Origin of the sequence: Pseudoalteromonas sp. TAB23, from assembly GCF_000498075.1 — a bacterium.
In the GTDB taxonomy this organism is placed as follows: Bacteria; Pseudomonadota; Gammaproteobacteria; order Enterobacterales; family Alteromonadaceae; genus Pseudoalteromonas; species Pseudoalteromonas arctica.
In genome coordinates this window covers 35296-49867 of the sequence record NZ_AUTP01000324.1, presented here as the reverse complement: position 1 = coordinate 49867, position 14572 = coordinate 35296, and the positions used below count along the sequence as shown (strand labels likewise).

Sequence of the window (14572 nt, the reverse complement as noted above, 5' to 3'; positions counted from 1 at the left end):
TTTTAACTTTACGGGCGATAAACTTTTACAGTTTCGAAGCCCTGTTCGTGCAGCATAAGTGCCTGTAGTTGGCTCATTACGCCTCTGTCACAATATAAATAGTAGTCAGTGTCTTTTGGTAAATCACCAAACTTAGTAGCTAAACGGAAGAACGGCAAATGCACCACTTCAACACCATCGATTTCTAGCGGTGCAGCTTCTTCTTCCTCTGGTGAGCGAATATCAACTACCACAGAGCCTACAGGTAAATCAGCAACCGATTCAGCTTCTTTAAGTTCTTGTTTGGCTTCAACGTCAATATCACGCACATCCATTATGCGTGCGTTGTTTACAACGGTATCAAGTACATCAAAGTCGAACTTTTCTTCTTCACCAAGAATAACGTCTATTTTGGCTTTAACCGTTGGCTTTTTAGAAATAACACCACAGTATTCAGGCATTGTTTCTGCCATTTCGGCCGTACCAATTTGACGAGCAATATTAATAATTTCTTGCTTATCGTGTTGAATAAGCGGGCGTAAAATAAGCGTTTCAGTAACACGGTCAATCACGCTTAAATTCGCTAATGTTTGACTAGATACTTGGCCAATACTTTCGCCAGTGACAAGTGCCTGAATGTTTAACTTTTGCGCAACCACACTCCCTGCGCGCATCATCATACGTTTAAGTACAACACCCATTTGGCTGTTTTCAACGTTTTCTAAAATTTCAGCAACAACAGGTTCAAAATCAACCGTTACAAATTTAACTTTATGTGTAGAGCTGTATTTTTTCCATAAGTAGTAGCTTGCTTGCTTAACGCCAATTTCGTGCGCTGCGCCACCTAGATTAAAGAATAAAAAGTGTGTGCGTGCGCCTTTACGAATCATTTGGTAACTTGCTACACCAGAGTCAAAGCCACCCGACATAAGCGAAAGCACATCTTCTTGAGTTGGCAGAGGAAAACCAGCCATACCAAAATGTGTATGAGAAACAATGTAAGCTTTATCGTCTTTTACTTCTAGGCGTATTGTTACTTCTGGGCGGCTAAGCTTTACGCTTGCGCCTTCAATATGCTGATTTAATCCACCACCAACATAACGCTCTAAATCAGTTGAGGTAAAATCGTGTTGCCCTATGCGCTTAGCACGAACACAAAAGGTTTTACCCACAATAGTATGACCAACTAAAGCGATGGTTTTTTGATAAATATCATCAAGAGTTTCAAATTGTGTTTCGGTTACTTCAATAAATTGAACAATGCCAGGGATGCGTTTAAGGCTATCGATAAAATCAAGGCGGACTTGCGCGTCTTCAAGCTTTGTAACAACTGAAATGTTATCCCAGTTATTTCTTACTTGTACTTTTTCGTCAACACGGCGCAATACAATTTTAATGTTATTTTCTAACACTTTAGTAAAGCGTTTACGGACTGAACGGCTTTTAATGGCTATTTCAGGATGTAGTTTGACGATAAATTTAAGCATAGTTCACTCTTAGACTGCGGGAATTCGCGCTCCCAGGCATTTGGCGCGGGATTATAGCAAAAAATTCAGCGCCTAGGAAACAGCCTATTACTATCGATTAAACTACAGCTAGGGCCTGTTTATCTTTCGAGGTTAAATTTACAGCAGTGTGTTTGGTATTTAGGCAAGGCAGAGCCTATGTAGTGTGGTTATTCCCCATAAATAGGCGATAACGTAGCATAAATGCCAAACAAGCGCTGCCCAAAGGGTTCAGCCTAGGGGGCGATTAACTCTTTGTTGCCTACATGGATGTAGGTAAGGGGCGTGAGCAGGACGCGGAAGCTTTGCTCGGTTTTTACTTAGCCCACTAGGTTACAAACCTCGCGTCGCGATTTAATCGCCCCTAGATTGAACAAATTTTAATCCTGAAAGGTCAACAGGCCCTAAGGCTTGTTGCGCTAATTCAGTATATTTTTCACGTAGCAGGTTCATTTTATCAATGCTTTTATCGGTACTGTACGCTCTAAATAATGTAAGTACTTTTAAAATGCCATGATATATATCTTGCTCAGCAAGCGTACCACTTGGCCTACGGGCTTTAATATAAGGCGTCCAAAAACTAACCGTTAACTTTAGTGTATGTGCTAAATCAATGACATCTTGCTCATCAATAGCAATCATTTCACTGTCGCGAAGTCCTAAAATAATTTTACGAACTTGCTCTAACAACTCTAACTGAAAATCAATATAAGCTTGTTTTAAATCAGCATCTCTAGAGAGAATATCCCCGAGATTATCGTAAAAAAAATGATAGCGCCACATCAGCTCAAATAACGAATCTAGGTAAGCCGTTAAATGATTAAATGCATCATCATCTTTATTAATAGGTTTAAAGTGAGTATTTAAATGATCGCGATACAGCGCAAAAATATGACGGATAATGTCTTCTTTATTTTTAAAATGATAATAAAGATTACCCGGGCTCATCCCTAAGTTTGATGCAATATGATTTGTCGTTATTGCACGCTCACCATTTTCGTTAAACAACAAAATACTGGTGTGTATTATTTTATCCTTGGTATTCATATGCTAATACTCAAATTATCTATAGGCTACATTACACTCAAAAGAGGTAAACAGTATAAACAAATATGAATCATTAAAACACTCCCACCATGGACTGACCTGTTTAAAGAAAGTAAGTGTTTATATGCTTTTTTAGCTAGGCTGCTTTGTGGCATAAACACTGTTAAACTAGCGCTAAAATAATAAATAGTGAACATTATGAAAGTTATTGCAATTTACCCTGGCACCTTTGATCCACTAACTAATGGGCACACAGACCTTATTCAACGTGCAGCTAAAATGTTTGATACTGTATTAGTTGCGGTTGCTAATAACCCAAGTAAAAAACCCTGCTTTAACCTTGAAGAACGTGTTGAGCTTGCAAACTCTATTTTAAGCCACATAGATAATGTTAAGGTGATTGGTTTTTCTGGTTTATTGGCTGACCTTGCGCGCGAGCACAATGCTAATGTGCTTATTCGCGGTATTAGAGCTGTATCTGATTTTGACTATGAATTTCAATTAGCCAACATGAACCGCCGCCTGAACCCCGACTTAGAAAGTGTATTTTTAACACCCGCAGAGCGAAATTCATTTATTTCATCAACACTCGTTAAAGAAGTAGCTCGCCACAATGGTGATGTAAGCGAGTTTGTAGACCCTGTAATTGTTAAAGCTCTAAAAACTAAATTGGGCTGTGGTGCCAGTTAATAATAAATAAGGCCTGTTAGCACTGAAATCCATTACTAATAGGCCCTTTTATTAAACACTTTATTTAGCTTTCCTTCTAACCAAGCAAGTTTTAAAACATCTTTACCTATAAAGAAAACTAAAACCATGGTCAAATCTGTAAAATTTATACCTACTATGTACACCCACCAGAACCACCAAAATTCATAATGGTGCATAACATCATTATCTATATACATTGCAAAAAATAGTAAGGTGTTTATACCTAAACCAAATAATAAATAAATGTATACGCTGCTAATCTTTATAAAAAAACCAGATAAAATAATAACAAATAGAGTAATAATATCGAATAAGAAAAAATCGAAGTAAGTAATCGCGTCCATATCAATAAACATACTAGAAGAGTAAGAAAGTGCCATGATGAAAGATAGCCAAACAATGCTTTTATCTGCGCTATTTATCGAACTTGCTAAAGAATATAAAAAAGCCATCAAAAAGCCCCATTGTACAAAAATACCTATATAAAAAGAGATATTTGTATTTAAAAGTAGCTCAACCATTTTACTCCAACACTAGATAAAAAATTATTATACCGCTTTACATATTACGGCAACATCAAATAAAGGCACAAAATCACTCTTCTTTTAAGTTGAGCTTTACTGCCTCAGCGATCTAAATTTAACTTTCTAACACATCTTAAAAGCTTGTTTAAGCCTAAAAAATCCTTATTGATGATTAATACCAATGCCATGGTAAAATCGACAAAATACATCCCGAATGTGTAAATGGTCCAAAACCACCAATAGTAAAGAGTGCCAACGATTACAATATCGTAATGCATACCCAGGAACAGACACGTATTAATAAATAGACCAACAATTACATAGACAAAAGCAATGGGGACAGGATTTTTACATACAGCTCGCCAAAGTAATAAAGTACCTATGGTAGCAAAATCAAAATAAAAGTAATTTAAGTGAGGAGTCGAAGTTCGAGGATCCATAAAAAGACTTGAAGTATAAGAAACCAGCATAATGAATGATAACTGTAGCAGGCTTTTATCTGCCTTATTTATACTTGCTGATAGATTATATAAAAATGAAATTAAAAAGAACCAAGTAAATAATAGTCCTATATTATCGCCTAAATCGACAAGACTCCAGAGTAGGTCAGCCATCAACTGTCCTTTTCAAACTAGTAATCAAACTATTTTTAAATTTCATCAAGTATAAAAAATCTTTGTTTATAAAAAATATAGCTACCATTATGAAATCAGCAGCGTTGACCCCTATCGCGTAAGCATTCCAAAGCCACCAGTAGCTTGTATTATTTGATATATAGATGTCGTAATGCATGAGAAAATGCAGAGTTGAGTTTATAGCTAAACCAGTAATAATATATAGATAGGTAATACCATCATGCCAGAGCCGCCTAAGGGAAATAATAACTAGAAGAGTTAAAATATCGGAAAACAAAAAATCTAGATAAGTTACCGTATCCATATTTGTAAATATACTAAACGAATATGAAACACTCATAACCAAAGACAAATACACTCTTTCTTTATTAGGCTTATTAATCGAATGAGCAAGGGAGTACAAAAAAGCCATAAGAAATCCCCATTGTACAAATGCACCTATGTACAGAGAAACTGTTGGGCTAATTAAAAGTTCATTCAATATTTTTCAACTTTTTAAAGTTCAATGCAACCCCTCTTTTAAAAATGGTATTTTTATTGAATACTAGTGACAGAATCATTAAAACATCGAACATATTAACGCCAACAGAATAAACACTCCAATACCACCAAGGCTCATAGTTATATAAAACGTATAGATCGTAATGCAATATTAAGGTGAGCACAGCATTTATTATTAACGCAAAGATGATGAAGTGAAAAGCTATAGAGCGGTGAAGTACTTTAAAGTACTCTAAAATTAACAAAGCTAAAATTGTAATAAAATCGTAGAGCACCGAGTTTAAATATAAACCTTCTAATAAGTCTATATAACCACTAGAAACATATGAGCAGAGCATAAGCGCAGATAAATAAACAGGAGACTTATTTTCTTTATTTATCGTAGAGGCCAAACAATACATGAAGGCCATTAAAAAGCCCCACTGAGTGAAGGCTTGTACATAAACCATTAGGGGTTCAGTAATGTACATTTAAGCTAAGTTACTTTGTGGGTATCGTTTGACTTGAAGTAATTAAGGAGTTTGTTTTTTAATTTATGAAGACCAAGTAAGTCTCTATCTACAATCAAAATAACAATCATTATAAGATCGATTATATTGACTGAAAATGTATACAAGTCCCATAAAAACCAAGGTTCTCTGTTATTGTTAACATACATATCTAGGTACATACACAAACTCAATAATGAATTAACTATAAGACCTATTAATATATACATAAATGAAGGAGTTGTTTTTTTTAATAGTAGATAAACTGATAGTAAGGCTATTACAGTAGCATAATCATAAAGAGCCCAATCAAGGTAAAGAGAGTTTTCTATTGATAACCATGTAAAAAAATAATCTGATGCGGTATATGAAAGCATCATAATGAAAGAACTGAGCAATAAGGTTGTATTTCTTTTTATATCTAATGAAAAAACAAAAACATTAAAAAAGAACGCCATCAAAAAGCCCCATGAAGCAAAAGCTGATAACGAAAAAAAACCAAAAAACTCAGTTAGAAACATTCAGGACCTTCAATATTTATTTTGGTTTACTTGTATCAAGTATAACCCCACCACGCTGTAGATTATCACTGCTTGCTGCAGAAATAGCTTCTTGAGAGAAGCTTACTGTATCAGATTGCAGGGTTTTAGGGCTAGCAGTTTGTTCCATTGCAGGCTTTAATTGTTGTGTTTTGTTGTATGCTTGCATTTGTACTTGGCTATTAGCTGAAACTTGCATGTGATTGATCCTTGTAAAAGTTTTAATTATATTTGGTGCAACTTTTAACCACATTATTATGTAGATAAATGCATCACCTGTTTAAAGTAGTGATAGCTATTTTGCTATCTACCTTATACAAAGCAACCAATGTGCCAACTTTTTTTGACACCTTAAAACTCACTCAAAACATACTTATATAATCAAACTAAACAGCTCCGACCAGTTTACTACAAACATAAAAAAACGCACAGGGATAACCGTACGTTTTTTGTATCCAGGGAGTTTAAGCTACGTATTTACACGGGATCTCCGCACGTGTACTTAGCTTTAAAATATATTCCATTGCTACTTCGTCACAATTTTCTTTACGAAGGCAAAGTTCACAATCTTTCATTACTTTTTCAGGCAAAGAGTCTTTGCTACAAAAAGTAAAACGTTGTTGTTCAAAAAAATCTGGTACGCGTGTTAATACAATAACTCGGTTAAGTGCCAATTTTTTGGCTTTAGTAAGTAGATGATCTACAAGCTGTCTACCCTGCCCCGACACTTTACTTTTTGGGTCTATACCCAATGAGCGTATTTCAGCAAGGCCGGTATCGTAAATGTATAACGACGCACAGCCCGACACTTTTCCATTTATTTCTGTTACTGCAAACTCGTTAATTGAGTGCACCATATCACTTTTTGCACGAGGCAGATTTTCACCTACCGTTGCCCAATGCTGTATAAGCGTGGCAATTGCTTCTACATCATCTAAATTTGCATCACGTACCGTTATTTGCTGTTTTTTTTTGGCTTCTTTAACAGCATTCGTTACTTGTTCAATAGACGTCCCACCAAGGGCTTTACGTGCTTTTATACATGCATCAATTTCAAGTACTGGGTAAACATCGTCTTCAAATACAGTGTTTACTGATTTGTACTGCTCAAGCGATAGCTCTTCAAGCGTTTTACCTTCGCTAATCGCAAGCTGTACAAGTACACCTACAATGTGATGCCCTTCTCTAAATGGCACACCTTTAGCAACTAAGTAATCAGCAAGTTCGGTGGCATTTGCATGCCCTCCTTTTGCTGCAGCAAGTGTCTTATCGCCGTTTACTTTAACGCCTTTAATACATGCTTGCGCCATATGAATACATGCAAGCCATGTTGGCATAGCGTCGAACAGGCCTTCTTTGTCTTCTTGCATATCTTTATTGTATGCAAGTGGCAGCGCTTTTAACGTCATCATCATAGCGCTAAATGCACCAAACACACGTCCGGTTTTACCGCGAATAAGCTCGAGTGCATCAGGATTTTTTTTCTGAGGCATGAGCGATGAGCCTGATGTTACGTTATCAGCAAGCTCTATAAATCCGGCTTCACCCGAATTATAAAAAATCAGATCCTCTGACATACGAGATAAGTGAATCATCGAAATAGACGCACAACTTAAAAGATCTAAAACAAAATCACGATCAGATACACCATCAAGGCTGTTTTTTGTAGCCGCTGTAAAACCTAGTCCATGCGCTAATGCTTGGCGATCAATCGGATAAGCTGTACCTGCTAATGCACCACTGCCTAATGGGCAAAAATTCATGCGCGCTTTAGCATCTTGCAGGCGACTTTCATCACGCTCTAGCATCTCTACATACGCCATACACCAGTGGCTAAACAATACTGGCTGTGCGCGCTGTAAGTGCGTGTAACCTGGTAATATTGTGCCAAGCTCTCGCTCTGCAAGCGCTACAAACTCGCCTTTAAGCTGTGCAATAGCATCTAGTAAATGGTCAGCCGTATCACGGCACCATAATCTAAAGTCGGTGGCAACTTGGTCATTACGGCTTCGGCCTGTATGTAATTTTTTAGCTAAATCACCTACTTTTTCAATTAGAGCTGCTTCAACATGTGAATGAATATCCTCTGCACCTGAAGTAGCTACCGCTTGTGGATCTGCTTTAACTTCTTCAAGCAGCTCATTTAATGCAGCCACTAATCTTGTGTGCTCGTCACTTGAAAGTACACTTACCTGTTCAAGTGCACCAGCCCATGCCACAGAGCCAATAATATCTTGCTCTGCTAACTGGTAGTCAAAGGGAAGAGAGTCGTTAAATTGCTTAAACGCCTCATCTGGACCCGTAGAAAAACGTCCGCCCCATAATGCCATGAAATCTCTCCAAACCCTGTAGTGCCCCTTTTATAAGGGGCGTAATAAATTACTTTTTAGCGAGTGCTGAAATTCTGCTTGAAAGCGAGAATAAACGAATAAAGCCTTCAGCGTGTGATTGGTCGTACACATCATCTTCGCCAAATGTAGCAAATGCTTCGCTGTATAAGCTATTTGGTGACTGCTTTTGAACTGCAGTTACTTGGCCTTTGTATAGCTTAAGTACCACTTCACCTGTTGCCACTTTAGAAAGTGCTTCTGCACCGGCTAAAATAGAATCTTTAAGAGGCGTAAACCAACGGCCGTCGTATACTAAATGCGAGAACTCGCCACCGAGTACTTCTTTCCACTTACGGCTTNCTGCCATAATGACTGTGCCGCCTGGCGTTTCATAACAACCGCGTGACTTCATGCCAACTAAACGGTTTTCTACAATATCAACACGTCCAACACCATGAGGCGATGCAATATCGTTTAATTTAACTAAACAATCGTAAGGTTTAAGTTCTACGCCATTTACAGCAACCACTTCGCCTTCAACAACTTTTAATGTTACTAGTTCTGATTTATCTGGTGCTTGCTCTGGAGAGTTAGTCCAAGTCCATACTTGTTCAGTTGGTTGACACCATGGGTCTTCAAGCTCACCACCTTCGTGCGAAATATGCCATGCGTTAGCATCACGGCTATAAATTTTTGTAGCAGATGCTGAACACGGAATGTCACGCTCTGCTAAGTAATCAAGTAATGACTCACGGCTCGATAAGTCCCACTCACGCCATGGCGCAATTACTTTTAAATCAGGGGCTAGTGCTGCAAAACATGATTCAAAACGAACTTGGTCATTACCTTTACCAGTACAACCATGAGAAAGTGCATCAGCACCTACTTTACGTGCAATTTCAACTTGTGCTTTAGCAATAATTGGGCGCGCCATAGAAGTACCTAATAAATAAGTACCTTCGTAAATTGAGCCCGTTTTAAGCGTTGGGTAAATGTAATCACTTACCATTTCATCTTTTAAGTCAACTACGTAACATTCAGATGCACCAGAGGCAATTGCTTTAGCTTCTACGCCTTCAAGTTCTTCAGCGCCTTGACCTACATCGGCAACAAACGCGATTACTTCACAGCCGTAGTTTTCTTTTAACCATGGCACGATAGCCGACGTATCAAGACCACCAGAATAGGCTAAAACGACTTTTTTAATTGAACTCATAGGTGTTCCTTAACAAAATTTGGATTTAGTAATGTAACTAGCAGAGCATTTTGCGCATGCATGCGATTCTCTGCTTGTTGAATGATTTTTGATGCTGGACCATCCATTACCTCAGAGGTAATTTCAAATTCACGGTGTGCCGGTTGGCAATGTAATACCGTAGTCGCACCTGTTTGATCTAGCAATGCCTGGTTTAATTGATAAGGCATGTATTTTTCTTTTACTTGCTCAAGCGGCGTTGTATCACCCATTGATACCCATGTATCTGCGTATACAACGTTTGCACCAACCGCAGCTTCAACTCTATCGCTCACCATGACTGATGCGCCATTCATTGCTGCAATTTGTTCTGCTTTTTTAAGTATTTGTGAATCTGGCGAACACCCTTTTGGTGTTACAGCAACAAAGTCAGTACCTAGCGTTGCGGCAAGTAACATCAATGAATGAGTTACGTTATTGCCCTCACCTAAGTAAGCTACTTTAAGCTGACTCACATCGCCATGTACTTCTTGAAGTGTTAAAAAATCAGCAAGTGCTTGGCAAGGGTGGTACAAGTCACACAAGCTATTTACCACAGGTACCGATGAATATTCACCTAACGTGGTTAATGTGCTGTGCTGATTTACACGCGCCACAATACCGTCGGCCCAAGTAGAGATATTAAGTGCAAAATCTTTAATTGATTCACGTGCACCCATAGCGCCATTTTGCTGATCTAAATAAACAGCATGACCACCAAGGCGATTAATACCTATATCAAACGATAAACGTGTACGTAAACTTTGCTTTTCAAACAATGTTACGATTGATTTACCCGATAATACTTGGCTGTATTTTTCTGGCTTTGCTTTTATATCTTGCGCTAACTTTAATAAATTAAGTGCGCCTTCTTGGTCTAATTCTAAACCTGTTAAAAAATTCTCAAACATAATAAACCTATGGTGTAATCTTTGTTCCGACATGCTCGCCTTGCAGCAGAGCAGTTAAATTTCCTGGCTTTTGCCAGCTGGAAATATACACACCGCGTCGTAAATGTTGGGCAGCGTGAAGGCTGGTCTTAACTTTGACCTCCATCCCGCCCACAATTACTCCATCTGTAATTAAAGTATCAATGTGTTTTGTGTCAAGTTGATGTAACGGTTGTTTATTTGCGTCAAGTACCGCTTCTACATCCGTCATAAAAATTAGTTCTGCATTTAAATTACTGGCAATAGCCGCTGCAGCTTCATCTGCATTTACGTTGTACCACAAGCCTTGTTCATCAAAGCCGATAGAGCTAACAATTGGTAAACGAGAAATTCTAAGTAAATCATTGATGATAGAATCGTCGTTACTTGTGCATTTACCCACTAAGCAAAGCGCTTTTAATTTTTGGGTTGCAGTCACACCCGCCTCAAAAAGACTTAAGCCGACAGGCTTATGCCCTGCGCTTATAGCTTGAGTCATTAATTGTTTATTAGCGCAACCTGCAAGCGCACCCACTATATAAGGCATTTGCTCTGCTGGACTAATACGTAAACCTTGGTGTTTAGCACTAGCAAAACCCGCTTGCTTTAGCCATGTATCTACTAAAGAACCACCGCCATGAACAATGACAAACTCATCATTTTTTTGCTCGCTTAGCACGTCAAATAACGCTTTTGCTGCATTTTCTGTATTAAGTACTGCACCACCGAGTTTAATAACCCACGTTTTTTTACTCATTTAAAACGCTCCTTTTAAGCCCGTAGTGTGATCTAAATTCATAGAAATATTAATACACTGCAAAGCTTGTCCAGCAGCGCCTTTTAATAAGTTATCAATGGCAGACATTACAATTAACTGCGTGCCTTGTTGCTGCCAGCCAATATCAACAAATGGTTGCTTAGCAACACCTTTAATTGAAGGTATTTTATCGCCTAACAAACGAATTAATGGTTCGTTAGCAAGCACTTGATAAGCAGATGCAACGTTTTCCTTGGTAACGCCAGGCTTAAGTTGTACATAAATAGTTTCTAAAATACCGCGCGGAAAGCTACCTAGATGCGGTGTAAATAATACTTTGTGGCCAAGGTGTTGTTCAATTTCAGGACCGTGGCGATGGTTAAACAAACCATAAGGTGCAAGCGATACCTCACAAAAATGTGTTCCTACACTCGCTTTACGCCCGGCACCCGTAACACCCGAAACGGCATTAATAATAATACTTTCGCTGCTCAATAAGCCTGCTTGTTTAAGCGGTTTAAGTGCATTGAGCGCCGCTGTTGGGTAACAGCCTGCAACAGCAATTAGCTTTGCGTTAGCGATAGCATCATGGTTCCACTCTGCTAAACCGTAAGCCGCTTCATTTAAAAGCTCTGGGTGTTGATGCTCAAAACCATAGTAAGTAACGTAATCATCATTATTTGCTAGGCGATAGCCACCAGATAAATCAAATACTTTTTTACCCATAGCTAAAAATTGAGGCGCTAAATCAACACTTACTTTGTGATCGGTACATAAACACACATAGTCAGCATCACTTTGAATGTCATCAAAAGCTGATGCACTAAGAGGAAGTAAAGGACAATCTAGTAAGCCAAGGTGCTCTGGGTATAAATCACTTAGTAATTTATTTTTATCTAAGCTACCCTCAGATACATAACAGCCTGTTAAGGTAAGGTTTGGATGATTAGCAACTAAGCTTGCTAACTCTGCGCCGCTATAACCGCTTGCGCCAATAATAACTACATTCATTGATTACTCGTTATTTTAAAATTTACTGCTAAATATATATGTTGTTCGCTTAAACTAGCTAAGACGCTAAATTAAGACTTAATTTAATGAATTTGTAGATTATCGTCGCATTATTTCCATAGCTTTACTTTAATATATTTATGCTTAAAAAGTGAATTGATATTCATCATAAATACTTTTATATTGTTATGCAATTAAATTGAATAATAATTTTGGATTTTTTTATGCCTTTGCCTTCGTTTATTTCTATGTATCAACAATTGATTGCAGCCCCTTCTATTAGTGCAATTGAAGACAGCTTGTGTATGAGCAATAAAAACGTAATTGAACTCCTTGCGAGGTGGTGCGAAACACTCGGTTTTACGTGTGAAATTATTGAATTAGAAGGAGGTAAAGGCCGCTTTAATTTATTAGCAAAGCGTGGAAAAGGTGATGGCGGGNGATGACAGCCGCTGGAACCACAATCCGTTTAAACTTACTGAACTCGACAATAAATTGTACGGGCTAGGAAGCATTGATATGAAAGGTTTTTTTGCTTTTGTATTACAAGCAATTAGTGAACTTGATGAAAAGCAGCAAACTCAACCGATTTTAATACTCGCCACTGCCGATGAAGAAACAACTATNTGGCAGGTGCACAGCAAATATGTAAGCACCCTAATTTAAAACCTGCACGCTGTATAATTGGCGAACCTACTGATATGACGCCAGTATTTATGCACAAGGGCCATATGAGTACAGCAATAAGAGTGGTTGGTCGCTCTGGGCATAGCTCAGATCCCGAACGTGGCCTTAACGCCATTGAAGTAATGCATAAAGTGATTACAAAATTGATGATCTTAAAAGAGCAATTAAAGCATAAGTATTCAATAAATCACTTTGAAATTCCTTATCCAACATTAAACTTAGGTAACATTCATGGTGGCGATAATGCGAATAGAATTTGTGGTTGCTGTGAAATGCATATAGATATGCGCCCATTACCAGGTTTAAGTGTACAAGAACTACAAGCATTAGTGCTTGATGCAACAAAAGAGATAAATCAGCAATACCCAAATGCGGTGAGCGTTATTGATTTACATGAACCAATCCCGGCGTTTAGTGGTAGCACCGACAGTGCTTTAGTTAAAATGGCTGAAAAAATAGCGGGGCAAAAAGCGGTCGCAGTAAATTATTGCACTGAAGCGCCGTTTATCCAGCAACTCGGTTGTGAAACAATCGTAATGGGCCCAGGCTCAATTAACCAAGCGCATCAGCCTGATGAGTTTTTAGCGATGGAAAAAATAAAACCATCACAACAAATAATCACCAATATCATAAAAGCAAACTGCTTTAGCAATCAGAGTTACTAACTGCTAACAACACAAAATAATAAAGGCGCCAATTGGCGCCTTTATTAATACAAAACTAAGGCCTAATCACCTTTAACTTCTAAGTTAATAAACTTAACTAGCTCTTCAGGTTGCCCTACTAGCATCATAACTTGTTGGTTAATTTCCATCATAGTTTTACCTTCAGGTAGCTTTGCTGACACACTGAATGAATTTAAACCTTTAGCAAAGCTAGTTAAAGCCTCTGCAATATTTTCAGTTACAGGAGCTTGTTGTAACTGCTGCTCTAACATCATTTCCATTTGCTCTAGCGTCATGCCTTGCTTTTCAAGCTCGCTTGATAGTAAGTCTTTTAATTTACCCTGGTTATTTAAGGCAAAGCTAACATTGCGCGGCTCTAACTTACTCATTGCTTGCATAACAAGTGTTTGCTGCTGTAACTCTTGCTCATAAGTAAGTGGCTGGTTACCCGCTTCTTGCTGCGCTTTACTAATCGCTAATGAAGCATCCATTAATGCTTTTGAATTAGCCAAGCCCATATCCATATTAAAACTAACAATGTCTTTTGCATCAAGCTTAACGACTACATCACTATTGCCAGACTCTTCATCGTAATCAAGTGATGAATGTAAGTCGTAACTTGCCGACGCGAGCATTTCGTTTGTATCAGCAGGTAATTTTGAAACAAAATCTTTATCAAACTGAAAGCTTTTTACATCAAATGATGTATGCGGTGATATTTTATCTGGCTCGTAACCGGTTATTTCAATGCTTTGAATATTAGCAACATTGTCGCCCTCTGGGCTTATTACTTCCATGTTTGTTATTTCTACGCTTTTTGAAATAACACTTGCCGATAAACCAGCGTATTTAAATGTAGCGCCAGTTTGCTCGCTTACTAGAGCAAGTTGCTTATCTACTTCTGCACGCACTTCTTGTGTAGCTACATAATTTGCATAGCTCACGCCACCAACGCCCGCAGCTACAATCGCTGCAACTATTACTAACTTTTTCATGTTATTTCCTTATTCTATTCTTTGTGTAAACCGAG

Annotated in this window: 12 protein-coding genes and 1 pseudogene; 2 read left to right on the top strand and 11 right to left on the bottom strand. The window is 38.1% G+C overall.

The features are described 5' to 3' along the window. Positions 1-8 precede the first annotated feature (8 nt). The gene (thiI, locus tag L654_RS0121350) at positions 9-1466 is read right to left on the bottom strand and encodes a tRNA uracil 4-sulfurtransferase ThiI (protein ID WP_024590024.1); all 1458 of its coding nucleotides are present in this window, start codon (positions 1464-1466) and stop codon (positions 9-11) included. Between the two features lie 372 nt (positions 1467-1838). Further along, positions 1839-2531: a TetR/AcrR family transcriptional regulator gene (locus tag L654_RS0121345; protein WP_024592300.1), complete on the bottom strand. Its 693-nt coding sequence runs from the start codon at positions 2529-2531 to the stop codon at positions 1839-1841. A gap of 198 nt (positions 2532-2729) precedes the next feature. Between L654_RS0121345 and coaD the strand changes: the two genes are divergently transcribed. Next, positions 2730-3221: a pantetheine-phosphate adenylyltransferase gene (coaD, locus tag L654_RS0121340; RefSeq protein ID WP_024609006.1), complete on the top strand. Its 492-nt coding sequence runs from the start codon at positions 2730-2732 to the stop codon at positions 3219-3221. Positions 3222-3256: 35 nt separating this feature from the next. Here the strand turns inward: coaD and L654_RS0121335 are convergent, their stop codons facing one another. The 8 genes from L654_RS0121335 to argC form a co-directional block, all read right to left on the bottom strand. Next, positions 3257-3763, bottom strand: coding sequence for a hypothetical protein (locus L654_RS0121335; RefSeq protein ID WP_024609005.1), 507 nt, complete (start codon positions 3761-3763; stop codon positions 3257-3259). A 104-nt stretch (positions 3764-3867) separates the two neighbouring features. Continuing rightward, a complete protein-coding gene (locus L654_RS0121330) occupies positions 3868-4380 on the bottom strand; it encodes a hypothetical protein (RefSeq protein WP_010553183.1) in 513 nt (170 codons plus the stop codon). Positions 4381-5927: 1547 nt separating this feature from the next. Then, positions 5928-6128: a hypothetical protein gene (locus tag L654_RS0121310; RefSeq protein WP_024609001.1), complete on the bottom strand. Its 201-nt coding sequence runs from the start codon at positions 6126-6128 to the stop codon at positions 5928-5930. Positions 6129-6393: 265 nt separating this feature from the next. After that, a complete protein-coding gene (gene argH / locus L654_RS0121305; protein WP_007581654.1) occupies positions 6394-8259 on the bottom strand; it encodes an argininosuccinate lyase in 1866 nt (621 codons plus the stop codon). Positions 8260-8308: 49 nt separating this feature from the next. After that, positions 8309-9475 (bottom strand): argininosuccinate synthase, encoded by a 1167-nt coding sequence (locus L654_RS0121300; RefSeq protein WP_024609000.1) that lies wholly within the window; start codon positions 9473-9475, stop codon positions 8309-8311. After that, complete coding sequence (locus tag L654_RS0121295) at positions 9472-10404, bottom strand: ornithine carbamoyltransferase (protein WP_024592295.1); 933 nt, start codon at positions 10402-10404, stop codon at positions 9472-9474. Before L654_RS0121295 ends, L654_RS0121300 begins: the two co-directional genes overlap by 4 nt. A 7-nt stretch (positions 10405-10411) precedes the next feature. Then, positions 10412-11179, bottom strand: a complete 768-nt coding sequence (gene argB / locus L654_RS0121290) for an acetylglutamate kinase (RefSeq protein WP_007581651.1) — start codon at positions 11177-11179, stop codon at positions 10412-10414. Continuing rightward, the gene (argC, locus tag L654_RS0121285; protein ID WP_024608999.1) at positions 11180-12190 is read right to left on the bottom strand and encodes an N-acetyl-gamma-glutamyl-phosphate reductase; all 1011 of its coding nucleotides are present in this window, start codon (positions 12188-12190) and stop codon (positions 11180-11182) included. A gap of 224 nt (positions 12191-12414) precedes the next feature. On the opposite strand from argC, the pseudogene argE reads away from it, so the two are divergent. Then, a pseudogene (gene argE / locus L654_RS01000000126565) lies at positions 12415-13542 on the top strand (acetylornithine deacetylase). A gap of 62 nt (positions 13543-13604) precedes the next feature. Here argE and L654_RS0121275 read toward each other — a convergent pair. Continuing rightward, positions 13605-14537: a hypothetical protein gene (locus tag L654_RS0121275; RefSeq protein ID WP_024608998.1), complete on the bottom strand. Its 933-nt coding sequence runs from the start codon at positions 14535-14537 to the stop codon at positions 13605-13607. Between the last annotated feature and the right edge of the window lie 35 nt (positions 14538-14572).

Bases quoted from the DNA above. Each gene is read 5' to 3' on its own strand.
- thiI (WP_024590024.1), bottom strand. From the start codon at position 1,466: ATGCTTAAATTTATCGTCAAACTACATCCTGAAATAGCCATTAAAAGC.
- L654_RS0121345 (WP_024592300.1), bottom strand. From the start codon at position 2,531: ATGAATACCAAGGATAAAATAATACACACCAGTATTTTGTTGTTTAAC.
- coaD (WP_024609006.1), top strand. From the start codon at position 2,730: ATGAAAGTTATTGCAATTTACCCTGGCACCTTTGATCCACTAACTAAT.
- L654_RS0121335 (WP_024609005.1), bottom strand. From the start codon at position 3,763: ATGGTTGAGCTACTTTTAAATACAAATATCTCTTTTTATATAGGTATT.
- L654_RS0121330 (WP_010553183.1), bottom strand. From the start codon at position 4,380: ATGGCTGACCTACTCTGGAGTCTTGTCGATTTAGGCGATAATATAGGA.
- L654_RS0121310 (WP_024609001.1), bottom strand. From the start codon at position 6,128: ATGCAAGTTTCAGCTAATAGCCAAGTACAAATGCAAGCATACAACAAA.
- argH (WP_007581654.1), bottom strand. From the start codon at position 8,259: ATGGCATTATGGGGCGGACGTTTTTCTACGGGTCCAGATGAGGCGTTT.
- L654_RS0121295 (WP_024592295.1), bottom strand. From the start codon at position 10,404: ATGTTTGAGAATTTTTTAACAGGTTTAGAATTAGACCAAGAAGGCGCA.
- argB (WP_007581651.1), bottom strand. From the start codon at position 11,179: ATGAGTAAAAAAACGTGGGTTATTAAACTCGGTGGTGCAGTACTTAAT.
- argC (WP_024608999.1), bottom strand. From the start codon at position 12,190: ATGAATGTAGTTATTATTGGCGCAAGCGGTTATAGCGGCGCAGAGTTA.
- L654_RS0121275 (WP_024608998.1), bottom strand. From the start codon at position 14,537: ATGAAAAAGTTAGTAATAGTTGCAGCGATTGTAGCTGCGGGCGTTGGT.